Annotated in this window: 14 protein-coding genes; 9 read left to right on the forward strand and 5 right to left on the reverse strand. The window is 40.3% G+C overall.

Features of this window, described 5'->3' with window-relative positions; all coding sequences use genetic code 11:
- Nucleotides 1-193 precede the first annotated feature (193 nt).
- Complete coding sequence (gene gshA / locus PHAL_RS0113335; protein ID WP_016708921.1) at nt 194-1,771, forward strand: glutamate--cysteine ligase; 1,578 nt, start codon at nt 194-196, stop codon at nt 1,769-1,771.
- Nucleotides 1,772-1,897: 126 nt separating this feature from the next.
- Nucleotides 1,898-2,506: a transglycosylase SLT domain-containing protein gene (locus PHAL_RS0113340; protein ID WP_016708922.1), complete on the forward strand. Its 609-nt coding sequence runs from the start codon at nt 1,898-1,900 to the stop codon at nt 2,504-2,506.
- Nucleotides 2,507-2,564: 58 nt separating this feature from the next.
- On the opposite strand, the gene PHAL_RS0113345 is transcribed toward PHAL_RS0113340, so the two are convergent.
- The 3 genes from PHAL_RS0113345 to PHAL_RS0113355 form a co-directional block, all read right to left on the reverse strand.
- Nucleotides 2,565-3,401, reverse strand: coding sequence for a mechanosensitive ion channel family protein (locus tag PHAL_RS0113345; protein ID WP_016708923.1), 837 nt, complete (start codon nt 3,399-3,401; stop codon nt 2,565-2,567).
- Nucleotides 3,402-3,542: 141 nt separating this feature from the next.
- A complete protein-coding gene (locus tag PHAL_RS0113350; RefSeq protein WP_029216153.1) occupies nt 3,543-4,811 on the reverse strand; it encodes an HlyC/CorC family transporter in 1,269 nt (422 codons plus the stop codon).
- Nucleotides 4,812-4,872: 61 nt separating this feature from the next.
- Nucleotides 4,873-5,679, reverse strand: coding sequence for a cytochrome C assembly family protein (locus tag PHAL_RS0113355; RefSeq protein ID WP_016708925.1), 807 nt, complete (start codon nt 5,677-5,679; stop codon nt 4,873-4,875).
- A 274-nt stretch (nt 5,680-5,953) separates the two neighbouring features.
- On the opposite strand from PHAL_RS0113355, the gene ffh reads away from it, so the two are divergent.
- From ffh to tyrA, 6 genes are all read left to right on the forward strand, one after another.
- On the forward strand, nt 5,954-7,333 hold the full coding sequence (ffh, locus tag PHAL_RS0113360; RefSeq protein ID WP_016708926.1) for a signal recognition particle protein: 1,380 nt from the start codon (nt 5,954-5,956) through the stop codon (nt 7,331-7,333).
- A 260-nt stretch (nt 7,334-7,593) separates the two neighbouring features.
- The gene (rpsP, locus tag PHAL_RS0113365; protein ID WP_016708927.1) at nt 7,594-7,842 is read left to right on the forward strand and encodes a 30S ribosomal protein S16; all 249 of its coding nucleotides are present in this window, start codon (nt 7,594-7,596) and stop codon (nt 7,840-7,842) included.
- Between the two features lie 17 nt (nt 7,843-7,859).
- A complete protein-coding gene (gene rimM / locus PHAL_RS0113370; RefSeq protein ID WP_016708928.1) occupies nt 7,860-8,396 on the forward strand; it encodes a ribosome maturation factor RimM in 537 nt (178 codons plus the stop codon).
- Nucleotides 8,396-9,163 (forward strand): tRNA (guanosine(37)-N1)-methyltransferase TrmD, encoded by a 768-nt coding sequence (trmD, locus tag PHAL_RS0113375; protein WP_016708929.1) that lies wholly within the window; start codon nt 8,396-8,398, stop codon nt 9,161-9,163. The genes rimM and trmD overlap by 1 nt, the downstream gene beginning before the upstream one ends.
- Nucleotides 9,164-9,196: 33 nt before the next feature.
- Nucleotides 9,197-9,556 carry a 50S ribosomal protein L19 gene (gene rplS / locus PHAL_RS0113380; protein ID WP_002962189.1) on the forward strand — a complete coding sequence of 120 codons (360 nt, stop codon included), beginning with the start codon at nt 9,197-9,199 and terminating at the stop codon, nt 9,554-9,556.
- 472 nt (nt 9,557-10,028) lie between these two features.
- Entirely contained in the window at nt 10,029-11,162 is a 1,134-nt protein-coding gene (tyrA, locus tag PHAL_RS0113385; RefSeq protein WP_016708930.1) for a bifunctional chorismate mutase/prephenate dehydrogenase, read from the forward strand.
- A gap of 64 nt (nt 11,163-11,226) precedes the next feature.
- Here tyrA and PHAL_RS0113390 read toward each other — a convergent pair whose 3' ends face one another.
- Nucleotides 11,227-12,384 (reverse strand): chorismate mutase, encoded by a 1,158-nt coding sequence (locus tag PHAL_RS0113390; protein WP_016708931.1) that lies wholly within the window; start codon nt 12,382-12,384, stop codon nt 11,227-11,229.
- A gap of 361 nt (nt 12,385-12,745) precedes the next feature.
- Between PHAL_RS0113390 and PHAL_RS0113395 the strand changes: the two genes are divergently transcribed.
- On the forward strand, nt 12,746-15,748 hold the full coding sequence (locus tag PHAL_RS0113395; protein ID WP_016708932.1) for a bifunctional diguanylate cyclase/phosphodiesterase: 3,003 nt from the start codon (nt 12,746-12,748) through the stop codon (nt 15,746-15,748).
- Between the two features lie 70 nt (nt 15,749-15,818).
- Here PHAL_RS0113395 and tyrP read toward each other — a convergent pair whose 3' ends face one another.
- Nucleotides 15,819-17,021 (reverse strand): tyrosine transporter TyrP, encoded by a 1,203-nt coding sequence (gene tyrP / locus PHAL_RS0113400; RefSeq protein WP_016708933.1) that lies wholly within the window; start codon nt 17,019-17,021, stop codon nt 15,819-15,821.
- Nucleotides 17,022-17,324 lie beyond the last annotated feature (303 nt).

Genomic DNA, 17,324 nt, shown 5'->3' on the forward strand with positions numbered 1-17,324 from the left:
AGCCCTTAGAATGGCAAGATTAGTAAACATTTGGGTATGGGCTAAGCTCCCGCAGCTAGTGTGCTTTTATAAATACACGGTGACCTTCATGGTAAATAGTGGCAAATTTCAGTTATGTCATTATTAAACCTTGAGTATTATCAATTTGCCCCCATAGACTTAGGATTAGGCCACGTGGCTCGAGGAAGCATTTTTGACAACACATGATTTAACTAAAGCGCTAACAGCGCTCGCCCCAGAACAGCATAAATACGCAATTAAAGGCATTCAACGTGGTATTGAAAGGGAAGCGTTAAGAATTCAACCAAATGGCACTATTTCGCAACAGGCTCACCCAAAAGGGGTTGGTTGCGCGTTAACGAATGGGCATATCACCACTGACTTTTCAGAGGCATTACTAGAGTTTATTACGCCTGTAAGTGACTCTGCCGAAGAAACGCTAAAACAGCTTCATGATTTGCAAAAATTTACTCTATCAAAAATGGGTGATGAATTATTATGGCCTATTAGTATGCCATGTTTTATTGAGCACCAGGATGATATTGCTTTAGCTCAATTTGGTGATTCTAATATTGGTCGAATGAAAACCCTTTACCGTGAAGGCCTTAAAAACCGTTATGGTAGTATGATGCAAGCAATTGCCGGTGTGCATTTTAATATCTCGTTTCCAAACTCTTTTTGGAAAAGTTTACAAACGATTAAAGGCGATACCGGATCATTACAAGACTTCATTTCATCAGGCTATTTAGGGTTGATCCGCAATTTTAAACGAGAGCTGTGGTTAATTAGTTATTTATTCGGCGCATCTCCGGCACTGTGTAATTCATTTTTACAAGGGCGCAGTACTGAACTGCCGTTTAAAAAGCTAGGTAAAGGCACACTTTATCTAGAAACTGGCACTGCGTTACGCTTAGGGAATTTAGGTTATACTAATAGTGCTCAATCCTCATTAAAAGTAATGTATAACTCACTAGAGGAATATGTTGCTGGCTTAAAAGCAGCAATCAACACACCGTCTGATATTTATCATCAACTCGCGGACTATAAAGATGCGCAGCCAAAGCAATTGAATAAAAATGTGCTGCAGATTGAAAATGAATTTTATTCACCAATTCGTCCTAAACGTAATGCTAATAGCGGTGAAACGCCAACAGATGCACTATTACGTGGTGGTATAGAATACATAGAAATTCGTGCGCTAGATGTCAATCCATTTGCAGCAACAGGGATAGATATTGAACAAATCCACTTTTTAGATGTGTTTTTGACTTATTGCTTGTTAAAAGATTCACCTGCAATGGACTGGGATTCTCAGCAACGTAGTACTGAAAATTTAGATACCGTTGTCAGTGATGGTCGAGCTGTGCAGGTGATGCTAAATCGCTCTGGTGAAACATGTAGTTTAGCGACTTGGGGCGCGGAAATTTTTACTCAGTTACAACATGTTGCTACGTATATGGACGAAGCGTATGGGGTAAGTTATTACAGTGAAACTATCACGCGATTAAGCCTATGGGTTGCTGATCCTGACTTAACTTACTCGGGTCGCTACGTAAAGCAGCTGAAAGAGTCAGGTGTTGATAATGGTTATTTTGCATTAGCGCTGGCAAAAAATTATCAGCAAAGCCATGAGACAACACCGTATCATGTGTATTCAGATAATTACTTAAACCAGCAAGCTGAGCAATCAATCGTCGCTGAACAAACCTTGAAAGCCGCTGATAATGTGACATTTAATGCTTTTTTAGATGCCTATTTTAAAGCGAAATAAAGCGGCAAAAAAAAACGCAGCCCAAGTTGGCTGCGTAAAGATTCTTCAGGGATAAACAATGCTAAACTGCGCATTCATAAAGTAGGACTTACGCTTTTATAAAAAGTTCAGCGAGAATCAAAAAAAATGAAAAAAAGTTTAATAATTTTATCGCTGGGAGCTGCGTTAACAGGTTGCGCAACAGCCCCTCCAAAGCAACCTAATGATATATGTAAGATTTTTGAAGAAAAAAACGATTGGTATTATGATGCAAGAGACGCTCAAGATAAATGGGGATCGCCAAAGCATGTCCTCATGAGCATGATGTATCAAGAAAGTTCGTTTCGTCATGATGCAGCACCACCGATGGAATATTTTTTATGGATTATCCCCACAGGACGTGCCAGTTCAGCGTATGGATATTCGCAAGCAAAAACGCCAACCTGGTCTGACTATATCCGTGAAACCGGTAACAGCGGGGCAGATCGCGATGATTTTGATGATGCTATCGACTTTATGGCATGGTTTGTATATAAAACCAATAAAGTAAATGGCGTGTCAAAATGGGATGCCTATGCACAATACCTCAACTATCATGAAGGCTGGGGAGGCTATAAGCGTGGCACCTATAAAAAGAAACAATGGCTTATGAATGTAGCTAATAAGGTTAAAAATCGCGCGAGTCGCTATGGTGCTCAACTTAAAAAGTGTGAAGCAGATCTCGATAAAAGTTGGCTGGAAAGGTTATTTAGTTAACCTGTTACTCAATATTTAAAAAGCCCGCACTCATATGGCGGGCTTTTTAATGGTCGGTTTACTTTCCGGGAAACTGATGTATATGTACATCGCGTTGTGGGAATGGAATGGTGATATTTTCTTTATCGAAGGCAATTTTAACGCGTTCGTATAAACCAAAATACACCGGCCAGTAATTTTCAGAATCAACCCATGCCCAAACTAGCATGCCAATATGGCTATCGCCATGTTGACTCACGTGAACAACTGGCTGTTTATTTTCTTCTTTGAGCACTAAATCATAGTCATTTAATACACTCATAAGTACTGCACGCGCTTTAATTACATCGTCGCTGTAGCTTATACCAAACTCAATATCAACACGGCGAGTGGGCTCTGCGAACTTGTTTTTAACACAACCATTTGAAAGAGCACCATTTGGTATGATGATTTTTTCATTATCATAAGTCAGTAATACAGTAACAAAAATTTGAATTTCTACGACTTTGCCCATATAGCCTTGCGCTTCGATTACATCACCGACTTTAAATGGTTTGAAGAACAAGATCAGTACGCCACCTGCAAAGTTAGCTAAGCTTCCTTGCAATGCCATACCTACCGCTAAACCTGCAGCACCGAGCATGGCAATAAATGAGGTGGTTTCGATACCGATCATTGAGGCAACAGAGATCAGTAATAGAACTTTTAAAATGACAGAGATAAATGATACTAAAAAATGCGTTAAACCCGCTTCAAACTTCACACGTGCCATTGATTTTTCGGCCATATTTGAAATACGACCAATGAACCACCAACCAACAATTAAAACAAAAATTGCCAGTAAAAATTTCGGACCATACAGCATCACTATTTCAATAGCTTTGGTGTAAATGGTTTCGATAGAAATATCTTCCATTAAGTTTCCCCATTAGAAATAAAAATTAGCAGTTATACCATAGTTTAATAGTTATGGCGTAAATGAGTAATAGCAGAGGAAAATTTAAGAAACTAGAAAATGGGGAGAGTAGAGTAGTGAGGTACTACTCTACTTTAAGACTTACACTTTGCGTTTATTTGCTTGGATACGAACCAATTTGATCATGTTTTCTTTTACTTCGACGACTTCTATTGGGTAGCCAGCGATACGTAAACTCAAATTTGTATCCGGAATATCTTCTAGGTATTCAACAATCAAACCACTTAATGTTTTTGGGCCATCGAGAGGAAATTCCCAATCCATTTCTTTATTAAGATCACGTACGTTAGCACCACCATCGACTAAGAAAGAGCCGTCATCTTGAGGCATAACCTCTTCGCTCGGCGTCCGTGTTTGTGTCGTGGTAAAGTCTCCGACTACTTCTTCAAGAATATCTTCTAAAGTTACCAGACCTTGTATGTCACCGTATTCGTCAACCACTAAGCCTATACGCTCTTTAGATTGTTGGAACTTAAACAGTTGTGTATTTAGTGAAGTTCCTTCAGGTATAAAGTAAATTTCACGTACGGCACGTAGTAATGACGGTTTATCAAATTGCTCTTTTGTTAATAAGCGAAGCGCATCACGCGAATGAATAAAGCCCACAGCATCGTCAATTTGGTCGCGGTATAAAAGCACGCGAGTATGTTGTGCGTGGGTAAGCTGTTTACTAATTAGCTTCCAGTCGTCGTTAATATCAATTGCCACGATTTCATTACGTGGGATCATAATATCTTCAACGGTAACTTGCTCTAAATCTAATATAGAGGTCAACATACTTTGGTGACGGGCAGGAATAAGTGCGCCTGATTCATTCAGCACGGTTTTCAATTCTTCTTTACTCATGCTGTGCTCATCTATTTGTGCGGCACTAATACCAAATAACCGTAATATACCGTTGGTCATCCAGTTAACAATAACCACCAACGGAAACATTATTTTCAGTAGCCCTTTGAGGATCACAGAGCTTGGGAAGGCCACTTTTTCAGGATAAAGAGCGGCTAAAGTCTTGGGTGTAACTTCTGCAAATATTAATACCACTAGGGTTAATACGCCTGTTGCAATGGCAATACCTAAATCACCATAGAGGCGAATACCTATAATAGTTGCGACCTGTGCAGCGGCAATGTTTACTAAGTTATTACCGATTAGGATGAGACCTATCAGTCTGTCAGGACGGCTCAACAATTTGTTGACACGCTTCGCTGCGCGATGGTTTTCTTTAGCAAGGTGACGTAAGCGGATTCTGTTAATTGACATTATGCCTGTTTCAGAACCAGAAAAATATGCAGAACAAAGTATGAGTATTCCAAGTATTATAAACAAAACACTTGTAGAGATGTCGTCCAAAGAAGGATCCTTTTTTATTTAACCAATGTGTATTAAGCGTGAGTGAGCAGTTTGAGTCAAGTTAAAACTTATTCAGGATCACTTCTTGTACAAACCGGCTACCAAAATAAGCCAACGTTAAAACAAAAGCGGCAGCCATAATAGCCAGTACCACGGGTTTTCCGCGCCAACCCTGTTTTAAATGACCAATTGTCACTGTTGCAAACATAGCCCAAGCAATTAATGATAAAATTGTTTTATGTATAAATTCATTGGCAAACATGCCATCAAGAAAAATAAACCCAGATAATAAAGCCAAAGTTAATAAGAGTGTACCAAGTGTGAGTAAATGATAGAGTTGACGTTCAACTACCATCAATGGGGGTAAATGACTACGCACTATAGCTAAGTCTTTGCGCTTTAAACGCTTGTCAATAAAGTAAAATTGTACGCCATACAAAGTCGCAATTATCAATACGCAGTATGCGAGCAATGAAAGTGAAATATGGGTAACTAACCCGATTTCGACATCAATACTTTGTAATAAAATATGATGTGGGATAAATAAGCTGGCTATAGTGAGTAAAGCTGCAAAGCCATAAACGACAGGCAGTAATAAGGTTGCAGGGAACTTTAGTGATACTGTTGTAACTGACACTACTATCACCCAGCAGGTCAACAGTGACACATTTACAATACTTAAATCTTGGCCGTCGGTGCGAAATACTGAATTTACCAGTAATAACATGTGCGCTAGAATCGCCACAGTACTGAGAATAATAGTCAGCTTTTGGCTCGGCCCTTGCTGGTGAAATAACCGAGATAGTACGTGAGACGTTGCTAAGATATAAAATAAACTGGCAATAATAGTTAAACTAATAATCAGCATAGTGCTTGGGCCACTCAATTTGAGTCAAATATTCCTTGTTAGAGTAAAGGCATTGTATTTTATAGCAAGGCAAATGCATAGAGTTTGTAAAAAGAAACTCAAACAGCGCACTTGAACACTGTATTGTGCGCCACCATTTGCGGTATACTGCTTTTAATTAAAATTTTAATAATACTGATTATATGAAATCAACGTTATTTTTTAGTAAGTATTAACTTAATAACGATAACCTTGATTGGAAAATTGGTATATCACGTTTGATCGGAACCTTTACATGTTTGAGAACCTCCAAGAACGATTAGGTAAAACCTTAAAAAATATTAGCGGCCGTGGGCGCCTTACTGAAGATAATATCAAAGATACGCTACGTGAAGTACGTATGGCTTTTTTAGAGGCTGACGTTGCGCTACCCGTCGTTCGTGAGTTTGTGAAACAAGTTAAAGAACGTGCTGTGGGTGTTGAAGTAACAAAAAGCTTAAGCCCAGGGCAAGTGTTCATAAAAATTGTTCGTGAAGAACTTGAAAAAGCGATGGGTGAAGCGAATGAAGAGCTAAACCTAAACGCACAACCGCCAGCAGTTGTTATGATGGCAGGCTTACAAGGTGCAGGTAAAACCACCAGCGTCGGTAAGTTAGCTAAATTCTTAAAAGAGCGTAAGAAAAAGTCAGTACTAGTTGTTAGTGCCGATGTTTATCGCCCCGCTGCAATAAAACAGTTAGAAACGCTGGCTAACGAAGTTGGTGTAGACTTTTTCCCAAGTGATATTTCCCAAAAGCCGGTTGATATTGCTAATGCGGCTATCTCTCATGCGAAAAAGAAATTTATCGATGTGGTACTTGTCGATACCGCAGGTCGTTTGCACGTTGATAGCGATATGATGGATGAAATCAAAGCGTTACACAGTGCTATTACGCCAATCGAAACCTTATTTGTAGTTGATGCAATGACAGGTCAAGATGCGGCGAATACAGCTAAAGCGTTTGATGAAGCATTGCCGCTTACGGGTGTTATTTTAACTAAAACCGATGGTGATGCGCGCGGTGGTGCGGCATTATCTATTCGCCATATCACGGGTAAACCAATTAAATTTATGGGTGTGGGGGAGCGTACTGATGCCCTTGAGCCTTTTCATCCTGACCGTATTGCTTCACGTATTTTAGGTATGGGTGATGTACTTTCATTGATCGAAGAAGTCGAGATGAAAGTCGATAAAGAAAAAGCGGCCAAAGTAGCTGAAAAAGTATTTAAAGGTGATGGCTTTACCCTTGATGATTTTGCTGAACAATTAAAGCAAATGAAAAACATGGGCGGCATGATGTCGATGCTTGATAAGCTGCCGGGTATGCAAAACTTACCGGATGCAGTAAAAGGGCAAATGGGTGATAAAACATTTATTCAAATGGAAGCAATCATCAGCTCAATGACTAAACAAGAGCGTGCTCGCCCTGAAATCATCAAAGGTTCTCGTAAAAAACGTATTGCAGCAGGCTCTGGTACACAAGTGCAAGAGATCAATAAATTGCTAAAACAATTTACCCAAATGCAAAAGATGATGAAAAAAATGAAAGGTAAAGGTGGCATGATGAAAATGATGCGTGGAATGAAAGGCATGTTACCACCGGGAATGATGGGCGGTGGCGGTCCTAAATTCTAAGCTTTTGGCTAAAGTTTGATGTATTCGTCATTTAGTTAATGAAAAAAGGGGGCAAATAGCCTCTTTTTTTGTAGATAAATTATGCACTGAAAGGGCTTTATACTCTGATTTAACGCGTAGATCATAGTTTAATCAACTTAACACTCATTTCACGTCACTTCTTACTTGCATTGTTGCTAAAAACTCGTACAATTCCCCAGCTCCCCATACTGGGGAGTAAATCTTATTAATGAAAACAGTCAATCTATTTAGAGGACGGTATGGTAACTATTCGTTTGCAACGTGGTGGCGCTAAAAAACGCCCTTTCTATCAAATTGTGGTTGCGGATAGCCGTTTCTCGCGTGACGGTCGCTTCATCGAGAAAGTAGGCTTTTTTAACCCAATTGCTAGTGGTCAAGAAGAAAAAGTACGTTTAGATTTATCTCGTGTAGAACACTGGGTAGGTCAGGGCGCATCTCTTTCAGATCGCGTAAGTAAGTTAGTAAAAGACGCTCGTAAAGCGGCTTAATAGGCGTAAGTGTAACCATGAGTCAAGAGAACACCTCATCAATAATTGTCGTAGGAAAGCTCGGCGCCCCGTATGGTATAAAGGGCTGGCTTAAGGTACATTCATTTACTGATGATCCCCAAGGGATCTTCGATTTCAGCCCGTGGTTGATAGGGCAACAAGGTAAATGGCAGGCTTTAGAAGTGGTCGACTGGCGTCGCCACAACAAAGGCTTTATCGCCAAGTTTGCGCAAGTAAACGACAGAGACCAAGCAATGGCGTATACCAATGTGGAAGTATCTGTAGATTCAGCGCAGCTACCAGAATTACCGCAAGGTGAATTCTATTGGCGAGATCTCATTGGCATGTCGGTTGTAACTGATAAAGGTTATAACTTAGGCATAGTTGATGACCTGATGGAGACAGGTTCAAATGACGTATTAGTTGTGAAAGCAAATAATAAAGATGCATTTGGACAAGCAGAACGTTTAATTCCATTTTTAACTGATTCAGTTATAAAAGAAGTTAAACATGATGCAAGAGAAATTACCGTAGACTGGGATCCAGGCTTTTAATGAGTCAAACGAGTTCGTTGTGGGTAGGGGTAATTAGCCTTTTCCCGGACATGTTTGATGCCATTACACAGCAAGGTGTAACTGGTCGCGCAGTAAAAAATGGGTTAATTGATTTTAACTGCTGGAACCCGCGGGATTATGCGACTGATAAGCATAGAACAGTGGATGATCGTCCTTACGGGGGCGGTCCAGGTATGTTAATGATGGTTGAACCATTGAAGCAAGCCATTCTTGACGCTAAAGCAGCGGCAGGTGATGGTGCAAAAGTAATTTATATGTCCCCGCAAGGGCGCAAATTAGATCAGCAAGGGGCGAGCGAACTCGCAAACTCTAAAAAACTGATTTTAATTGCCGGTCGCTATGAAGGTATAGACGAGAGAATAATAGAATCATATGTTGACGAAGAATGGTCAATTGGTGATTTTATTTTGAGTGGTGGTGAACTACCTGCCATGACATTAATTGACGCAGTAGCGCGATTAGTGCCAGGTGTATTAGGACACAACCAATCAGCGGAGCAAGACTCATTTTCGGATGGCTTGCTAGATTGTCCTCATTATACTCGGCCAGAAACATTGGACGACAAACAGGTTCCTGCTGTATTACTCAGTGGTAACCACCAAGAGATAGCTAAATGGCGGCAAATGCAGTCATTAGGCAGAACTTGGCTTAGGCGTCCTGACTTGTTGCATAACCTAGCTCTGACTGAGGAGCAAGCGGTATTACTCGCGAAATTTCAGCAAGAGTACCAAAAAGCTTGTGGCTAGAAGACAGTTACACCTAGGAAAGTGAGAAACATAATGGCAAAAGTAAACCAAAATATTATTAAAGCGCTTGAAGATGAGCAGCTTAAAACAGACGTACCTGCATTTGGCCCTGGTGATACAGTGGTTGTACAGGTAAAAGTAAAAGAAGGTGCTAAAGAGCGTCTACAGGCCTTTGAAGGTGTTGTAATCGCTAAGCGTAATCGTGGTCTTCACTCAGCATTCACAGTTCGTAAAATCTCGAACGGTGAAGGTGTTGAGCGTGTATTCCAAACGCACAGCCCTCTTATCGATAGCGTAGCAGTTAAGCGTCGCGGTGCAGTTCGCCGTGCGAAACTTTACTATCTACGTGAGCGTTCTGGTAAATCTGCACGTATTAGAGAAAAACTTAACTAATACGCGCTGTTTAGCAACGCAAAAAAAACGGGTTGCAGCCTTCGGGTTGCAACCCGTTTTGGTTTTTATAGCAAAATAAGCCCGCTAAAAAATATTATACCAATCGTGTTAAGTTACTGACCATTTATAGCGACAGATAAATGAAGTGATAACAAGGCATAAATTTTGACATGTAGTTGTTCTACATGAAAAATTTATAACGCAGTTAGCGCTTTATTTAGCCCGCTAGAATGGTTAAATATTTAAGTCGATTGGTATTACTCATAAATCAAATTCACTCGCCAACTTATAACTTACGGCTTATAACTTAAACCTTATAACTTAAGGCTTAGCGCTTAAAGCTTAAACACTTATTCTTTTCCCTATTTAGCCTTTTAACAGCCTACTGATCCTGTTAGTATTTATCGTATTAATAAGTTTACTTTTATGTAAATTTTAGTGTACGAAATTGCAGTTCTAAGGTGGTAGTCGCGTGGCGGATATAAAAGAGTTAGATAAGTTAAGAGAAGGCATTGATGAATGCGATGCCCAGTTGGTTGCATTACTAGCTAGGCGTAATAATATTACTGAACAAATTGGCGCAATCAAACAACAAACCGGTGCGCCGCTGCATGCGCCTGACCGTGAAGCGAGTTTATTAGCAGCCCGTCGCCAAGAAGCATTAAATCAAGGGGTTAACCCTGAACTAGTCGAAGATATTCTGCGCCGGATGATGCGCGAAGCATACCAAAATCAACAAGCTAAACTTGCCTGTAGTGCACCGCAATTGTCACCTATTGTTATAGTCGGTGGCCAAGGTGCAATGGGGCAGTTGTTTGCTCAGCAATTTATTCGCTCAGGGTATGAAGTTAGGATTCTCGACAAAGAACAGCAAAGTAACGCTCAAGCAATCTTAGCAGGTGCAAAACTGGTGATGATCAGTGTGCCTATCAATGCCTTAGAAGCCGTAGTTACTGCCTTACCTAAACTCGATGATGATTGTTTGTTGGTTGATATCACATCGGTTAAGCAAGCACCATTAAATGTATTAAAAGCGGTGCATAATGGTCCTGTGGTTGGCTTACACCCGATGTTTGGCCCTGATATCTCTCATTGGGTAAAGCAGACCGTGGTAGTGTGTGAAGGGCGTAACCATGAAGTTGCACAAGGGTTATTGTCGCAATTACAAGTATGGGGCTGCCAGTTAGTTGAGTTAGATGCTAAAAAGCACGACGAAGCAATGCAAATAATCCAAGTGATGCGCCATTTAACCACCTTTGTGTATGGCCAATTTTTAGCTAAACAAAGCCACACTCTTGAAGAGCTACGTAGTTGTTCGTCGCCTATCTACCAGTTAGAGCTGATGATGGTGGGCCGCTTGTTTGCACAATCGCCAGAGCTTTATTCTGACATTATGCTAGCGCAATTTGATAATGTTGAACCTTTGCTTGCGCAATACCAAGAAACCTTTGCTAGTACATTAACAAAATTAAAAGCGGGCGATAAAGCGGCTTTAATTGATGCCTTTGCTGATGCGAAAGAATACTTCTCAGATTCCACCGCGCACTTCTTAACGCAAAGCCGCAGCCTACTAAACAAAGCCAATGATGCTAAAGTACTTGATTAATAAAGCATTACCATTCAAGAGATAACAAAAAGGGCCATAATGGCCCTTTTGCTTTAGTTAGCGTTTAACTTTCTACACTGACTGCTTGCAGTGATTCGCTTTGATAACAACCCAATACGCGTACATACTGAGTATGCTCTTTTAGCTCTTCTAACGCGTGTTTAACGTGACTATCGACAAGGTTCGCTTCTAAATCAACATAAAACACTTCTTCCCATGGATTGCCAGGTACAGGGCGTGACTCTAATTTAACTAAGTTAATATTATGGTGTTTAAAAATCATCAGTGCATCAGCAAGCGAACCCGCTTGTTGTTTAGTGGCCATAATTAAACTGGTTTTGGTTGGAATTTGTTTTGAGACATGTAACGGTTTACGGGCAACGATAATAAAGCGGCTGTGGTTTTCACGTTGATTAGCCAAGCCAGATTTTATCACTTCTAGCCCGACATTTTTCCCCGCTTGTGCAGAGCCAATTGCCGCGCTGTTAGGGGTATCTAGGGCTGATTGTAGGGCGCTTGAGGTTGAGTCGCAGGTTTCATGTTGAATATCACCTAAGCCTTGTAAAAAGCGGCTGCATTGTGCGAATGGCTGTGGGTGAGCAAAAATTTTACTAATTTGGCTAAGCTCAGTATCTGGGGTCGCAAGTAAACAGTGCTCAACGCTGTGAGTTACTTCACCAACGATTGAGACTTGTGCGTGTTGTAGTAAATCAAACACTTCGTTAATACTACCTGAGCTGGTGTTTTCAATCGGTAATAAGCCAAAGTCAGCTTGGCCATTTTCAACCTTGCCGGTGATCTGCTCAAAGCTAGAGCAGCCCATCTCAACAAGTTTACCTGGGCGACGGCTAAAGTATTTATGGCAAGCAAGTTGACTATATGAACCTTGGCCACCTAAGTATGCCACGCGATGCGTTTCACTCATGACATCAGGATTTAAGTTATTTTGCAGCATGGCCTGCTGATTAAGTACTGAATCTTCTAAGATTGTTTGAAAGACATTATTCACATAATAGGCGTCTAAGCCAAGTGATTTGCCGTAACCAATTAGTTTCTCAAGTAACGCCAGCTCACGGGCTTCATCGCGTATAGGTTTGTTATTAGCAATTTTATACTCTACGACACCATGGCTAATTCTGCGGCGTTTTGCCAATAAAACCAACAAGTCAGAGTCGATTTCATTTATATCGTGTCTGAGTGAATTTAGTACATCGTTTGTCATTTTTGGGTTCCTCATTCCAAAAAATTACCTTTTGGGTAATAAAAACAAAAAAGCCTCCCAGTTGGGAGGCTTTGCTATTCGGTAGATTTAATCTCGCAAACAGGTAAGCCTCTTCTATCTAAAGAAGCTAAAAAACGAAAAGTGTAATTGCGAAAATTTTGTATTCATGGTCTTAATGTATGAAGAGTGGGCTATAAAGTCAACACTCCAGCGGGTTTTATCACCACCAAAGTGTGGTTTATTTTAGATATTGGTTTTTTTCTGTGATATTAACGAAAAATTTATAAATCTAAATTGGTATCTGGTATATTTCGGTAGGTGGATTTAAATAAGAATAATTATTAAAAAAGAAGGTTGCCTTGTGGTGTATAGACGCCCACCATCACGTTTTGGTGTAAACTCGTTGAGTATGAAGCTCTCGTTATTAATTTCAGCTATTTGTTTAATTGCTGGGATTTGTGCTGCAGTGTTGATGCTCAAATCAGAAGAAAAACAGCTGATATTTGAAGAGCATGAAATGCTCAAACACTCTAGTGAGCGATTGATCCGTCAATTTAATAATTTAGTGAAAACTAAAATTAATATTGCCGAGCAAGCGAATAATGTTGTCTCTAGCCAGTTGCTTTATAACTCATCGCAATTGATAAGCAATCAGAGCGCACAGCTGACTTTTGACTCTGATGGGAGTATTCGTAGTGCCTCGGAAGATGGGTTATCTGCAGCGTTTATGCCGCAAGATAAATACACACCTTTTTATAAAAAACTGATTAATGACTCAGAGTCACTGTGGAAAATTGTTGCACCTACGTTGATCCAAGATTTCTTTAACTTTTACCTAATCACGAAAGATAATTTTATTCGTATCGCCCCACCTAATTGGGCATTGAATGTAGCAGGTTCTCATCAATTTATTGATAGCCAAAGTTTTAATTACGCAAAAGAAGCATTGAACCCAACTCGTGCAGCGGTGTGGTCTAAAGTGTATTACGATAAAATTTGGCATAAGTGGGTGGTGAGTGTACTTGTGCCAATTTACCTTGAAAATAAATTTTTAGGGGTGACGGGCAGTGATCTAGCACTCGATACGCTTATTTCCCAATTGCCAATTGGCGATAATGAGCAGCACTTATTTGTTTTTGATAGTCAAGGGCAATTACTCGCTCATCCAAACTTAAATAAAAATCTTTACGAAACCTATGGGCAAGCAGGTAAACCATTGCGTACGGCTGATTTTCTAAATAGTGATTTGCAAGAACTCATTAATCAAACCATAAAAATGCATTTACCAGAATACGCGGACTCCTTTGTGCAAGAAGGGGAAACCCATATTATTAATATTCGTAAAGTTGAACATTTAGACTGGTATATCGGCATTTACAAAAAACGCTCCTCGGCACTTTCAGCGCTTGAAGAACTCAAAGTGAAGTTTTTTGGGTTGTTTATTCTGTACGCTATTTTGGTCGCGCTGTTATTACACCAAGCCTTGTATCAATTGGTGTTACGCAGGATCCATTCACTGGTACATGCCGTAACTAATTTCGGTAAAGGGCATTTACAGATAGAGTTTCCGAAAGAGAATAAAGATGAAATAGGTACTCTAAATGGCTCTTTTCGAGATATGGCGATTGAAATCCGTAAGCTGATCGATGGGTTAAATCAGCGTATTACTGAAAAAGAAATTGCCGAAAAAGCAGCTAACCGATTATCAAAAGCGGTCGCTTTCTCAGGAACCGGGGTAGTGATCACAGATCAAAACTTTGTCATTGAATATGTTAATCCAAAAATGTTAGAGATGACAGGGTTTGATGAAAGCCACTTTATGGAGTCGCCATTACTAAGCATTATTGCCACAGAAATGGCTATTTTAGTCGATGACATCGATATAGATCTGCGTAGTCGAAATTACTGGCGTGGTGATACTTTGATCCAAGGCTTAGATAAAAAACCTATTTGGGTCTCGTTGAGCATTTCGCCGATCCGTGAAGACGGTGGAAATATCAGTAGTTACGTTGCATCTGCACAAGATATTTCGTTTGTTAAAGAAAGCCAGCGGAAAATGGAACAATTGGCTTACTTTGATACTTTAACTGGGCTTGCTAATCGTACCTTTTTTAGAATGCAATTACGTAAATCAATGGCGCTTGCCGAACGTGGTCATTATGCGTTTGCTTTATTCTACTTTGACTTAGATGAGTTTAAGCGGATAAATGATACGCTTGGACATGATGCTGGTGATCAGTTATTGATTGAAGTGGCAAATCGATTGAAAAAACGCCTCCGTGCTGAAGATACCATTGCTAGGTTAGGTGGCGATGAATTTGCTGTGCTACTGAGCGGGATCGAACGCCAAGAGCATGCGATGGAAGTGGCTAATACTATTCAGCAAACCTTAAATGTGCCAATAATGCTTGGTAATAACGAAGTAATTATTAGTGCCAGTATTGGCATCACAATGGCTCCTTACGATAGCAAAGAAGAAGATCAGCTGTTAAAACATGCTGATTTGGCAATGTATGAGGCAAAAGCAAAAGGACGCAATACCTATCACTTTTACAGCCAAGAGCTTAATGCCGCTGCAAATGAGCGCCTGTTTATTGAAAATGAACTTCGTGTCGCCATCAAAGCGAAGCAGTTTATTATTTACTACCAACCACAAGTTGATAGTCGTACTCAGCAGGTTGTGGGCTACGAAGCCTTGATCCGTTGGTTCCACCCAACGGAAGGAATGATCCCACCAACTAAATTTATTCCTATCGCTGAAGCAACAGGTTTGATTGTTGAACTAGGGGCGTGGGTATTACAAGAAGCGTGTGAGTTTGCGGCTCGGTTGGCGATGCAAGGGCGTGAGAATAATATTTCTATTAACCTATCTGCTCGACAGTTCAAAGACGCCAAGTTAGTGCCGCTATTGGCATCGATTATCAAGAAAACCAAAGTGCCAGCTAAATGCTTACACTTAGAGCTAACTGAGAGCATGTTAATGGGTAATGTAGAAGCCGCTATTTCGCAGTTACATCAACTCAAAACGCTTGGCGTATCTATTTCTATTGATGACTTTGGCACAGGTTATTCGTCACTAAGTTACTTAAAGCGTTTCCCTGTGGATATTTTAAAAGTAGACCGCTCATTTGTTAAAGATATACCCGATGATCCAAATGATATGGAGATCACCGCAGCAATTATAGCGATGGCGCAAAAATTAAAATTGAATGTGGTAGCAGAAGGGGTAGAAACCATAGAGCAAGTGGAGTTTTTACAAAACAATAACTGTTTTATTGTACAAGGTTATTATTACAGCGCGCCGATCCCCGAGAGTGAGTTATCAAACTTGTTTGAAAAACTTAATGAACGGGCTGGATCTTAGTTATTATTTCGCTTTAGTTGGAATTATAGAAAGGCACCCTTAGGTGCCTTTTGCGTGGTGCTAATTAAACTCAACCAATCGCTGGGATCACACCGGCCATTTGCAGACCCTGAGCACTGATTATAAGCACGCCACATAAAGCCGCAATGGCTAAGCCAAGATTGCCACCACGCACCGCATAGCCGCTTTTATCACTACTGGTGCGTTGCTTGTAAACCATTGCAACGGGTAAAAATACAGCCAAGACAACCAAAGCGATAGCTGCATAGCCAAGGGCCATAATAAAGCCTTGTGGATAAAACAGTGCAAACCCTAACGGTGGGATAAAAGTGATTAGCGCCGTTTTGATACGATCTTTATTACCATCGCCTTTTTTAAACGCGTCAGCAAAAAAATCAAATAACCCTAAGCTTACACCCAAAAATGAGGTTGCTAGCGCTAAGTCTGCAAATAGATTAACCGCAGTGGCGACCGCTGAGTTGTTTGCAATATTGGCAATGCTGGCGACAAAGCCTGGCAAGCCAGAACTTTTTAGTAACTCAGCTTGGCTCATCATCCCTTGGCTAATTAATTGCCAAAAAATATAAATAACTAAGGGCAGGGCTGCACCGGTGATCATCACCCGACGCAGCGTTTTTATATCAAGGCCTACGTATTTAACGATGGATGGAATAGAACCATGAAAACCAAACGAGGTAAATACCACTGGAATGGCTGATAAAATAAGCCCTTGTTCAATAGGCATTTCTAATAAGTGTTGGCCATGAACATAGGGAGTTAACATATAAAATAAACTCGCCAATACCAAGATTTTAATACTAAACAGCACGCGGTTTAATTTATCTACTTTGCTGGTGCCCAAAGTAACAACGGTACCTATTACAATCGCTAAAATAATCGAACCCACTTGCGGTGCAATATTGAGATTAAAACCGTTGTTTATTTTTTCTTGTAGTTGTGCGCCGCCGCCGGCAATGTAAGCTGCACACAGTGCATAGAACAAAAACATCACTGAAAAATTAGCGACGTATTGACCGCGCTTACCAAGCCATGATTTTGCTAATGTATTGAGCGTGGCATCGCGATCAGCATGTTGATGAAGCTCAAGCATTAATAACGCGGTATAAGTCATTAACGCCCAAGTTGAAATAATTAACGCTAATGCAGTGGTAAAACCAAGCCCTGCTGAGGCAATGGGTAATGCCAACATACCTGCGCCGATAGTTGTACCTGCAACAATTAACATGCTGCCTATTGTTTTATTTTTAAGCACTTTTTGCCCCTAAAACTTCGTGAGAGGCAGGCAAGATATAACTAGTTGGCACAAACTTAAATACTTTTGTTATAAATCAAAGAAATTAAATGTAACTTATGATTTACAAGCGAACCTTATCAAAGCAGTATTTAGCAAAAAAGCCATTGGATGTGTTGACTTATTGTGCAGTTCTGCTATTTCTATAGATTCATTTTATTATTAAGAATTCTATTTATATGCAACATATGAACCGAGCCCTAACAATGCGCCCATGGCTGAATCTATCAGTTGTGCGTCCATTGCTGCGCTGCGGTTAAGTTG

Origin of the sequence: Pseudoalteromonas haloplanktis ATCC 14393, from assembly GCF_000238355.1 — a bacterium.
GTDB classification, from domain to species: Bacteria; Pseudomonadota; Gammaproteobacteria; order Enterobacterales; family Alteromonadaceae; genus Pseudoalteromonas; species Pseudoalteromonas haloplanktis.

What these genes read in the sequence shown, in the direction of transcription:
- PHAL_RS0113340 (WP_016708922.1), top strand. Translation starts at nt 1,898, where the DNA reads ATGAAAAAAAGTTTAATAATTTTATCGCTGGGAGCTGCGTTAACAGGT.
- PHAL_RS0113345 (WP_016708923.1), bottom strand. Translation starts at nt 3,401, where the DNA reads ATGGAAGATATTTCTATCGAAACCATTTACACCAAAGCTATTGAAATA.
- PHAL_RS0113355 (WP_016708925.1), bottom strand. Translation starts at nt 5,679, where the DNA reads ATGCTGATTATTAGTTTAACTATTATTGCCAGTTTATTTTATATCTTA.
- ffh (WP_016708926.1), top strand. Translation starts at nt 5,954, where the DNA reads ATGTTTGAGAACCTCCAAGAACGATTAGGTAAAACCTTAAAAAATATT.
- rpsP (WP_016708927.1), top strand. Translation starts at nt 7,594, where the DNA reads ATGGTAACTATTCGTTTGCAACGTGGTGGCGCTAAAAAACGCCCTTTC.
- rimM (WP_016708928.1), top strand. Translation starts at nt 7,860, where the DNA reads ATGAGTCAAGAGAACACCTCATCAATAATTGTCGTAGGAAAGCTCGGC.
- trmD (WP_016708929.1), top strand. Translation starts at nt 8,396, where the DNA reads ATGAGTCAAACGAGTTCGTTGTGGGTAGGGGTAATTAGCCTTTTCCCG.
- rplS (WP_002962189.1), top strand. Translation starts at nt 9,197, where the DNA reads ATGGCAAAAGTAAACCAAAATATTATTAAAGCGCTTGAAGATGAGCAG.
- PHAL_RS0113390 (WP_016708931.1), bottom strand. Translation starts at nt 12,384, where the DNA reads ATGACAAACGATGTACTAAATTCACTCAGACACGATATAAATGAAATC.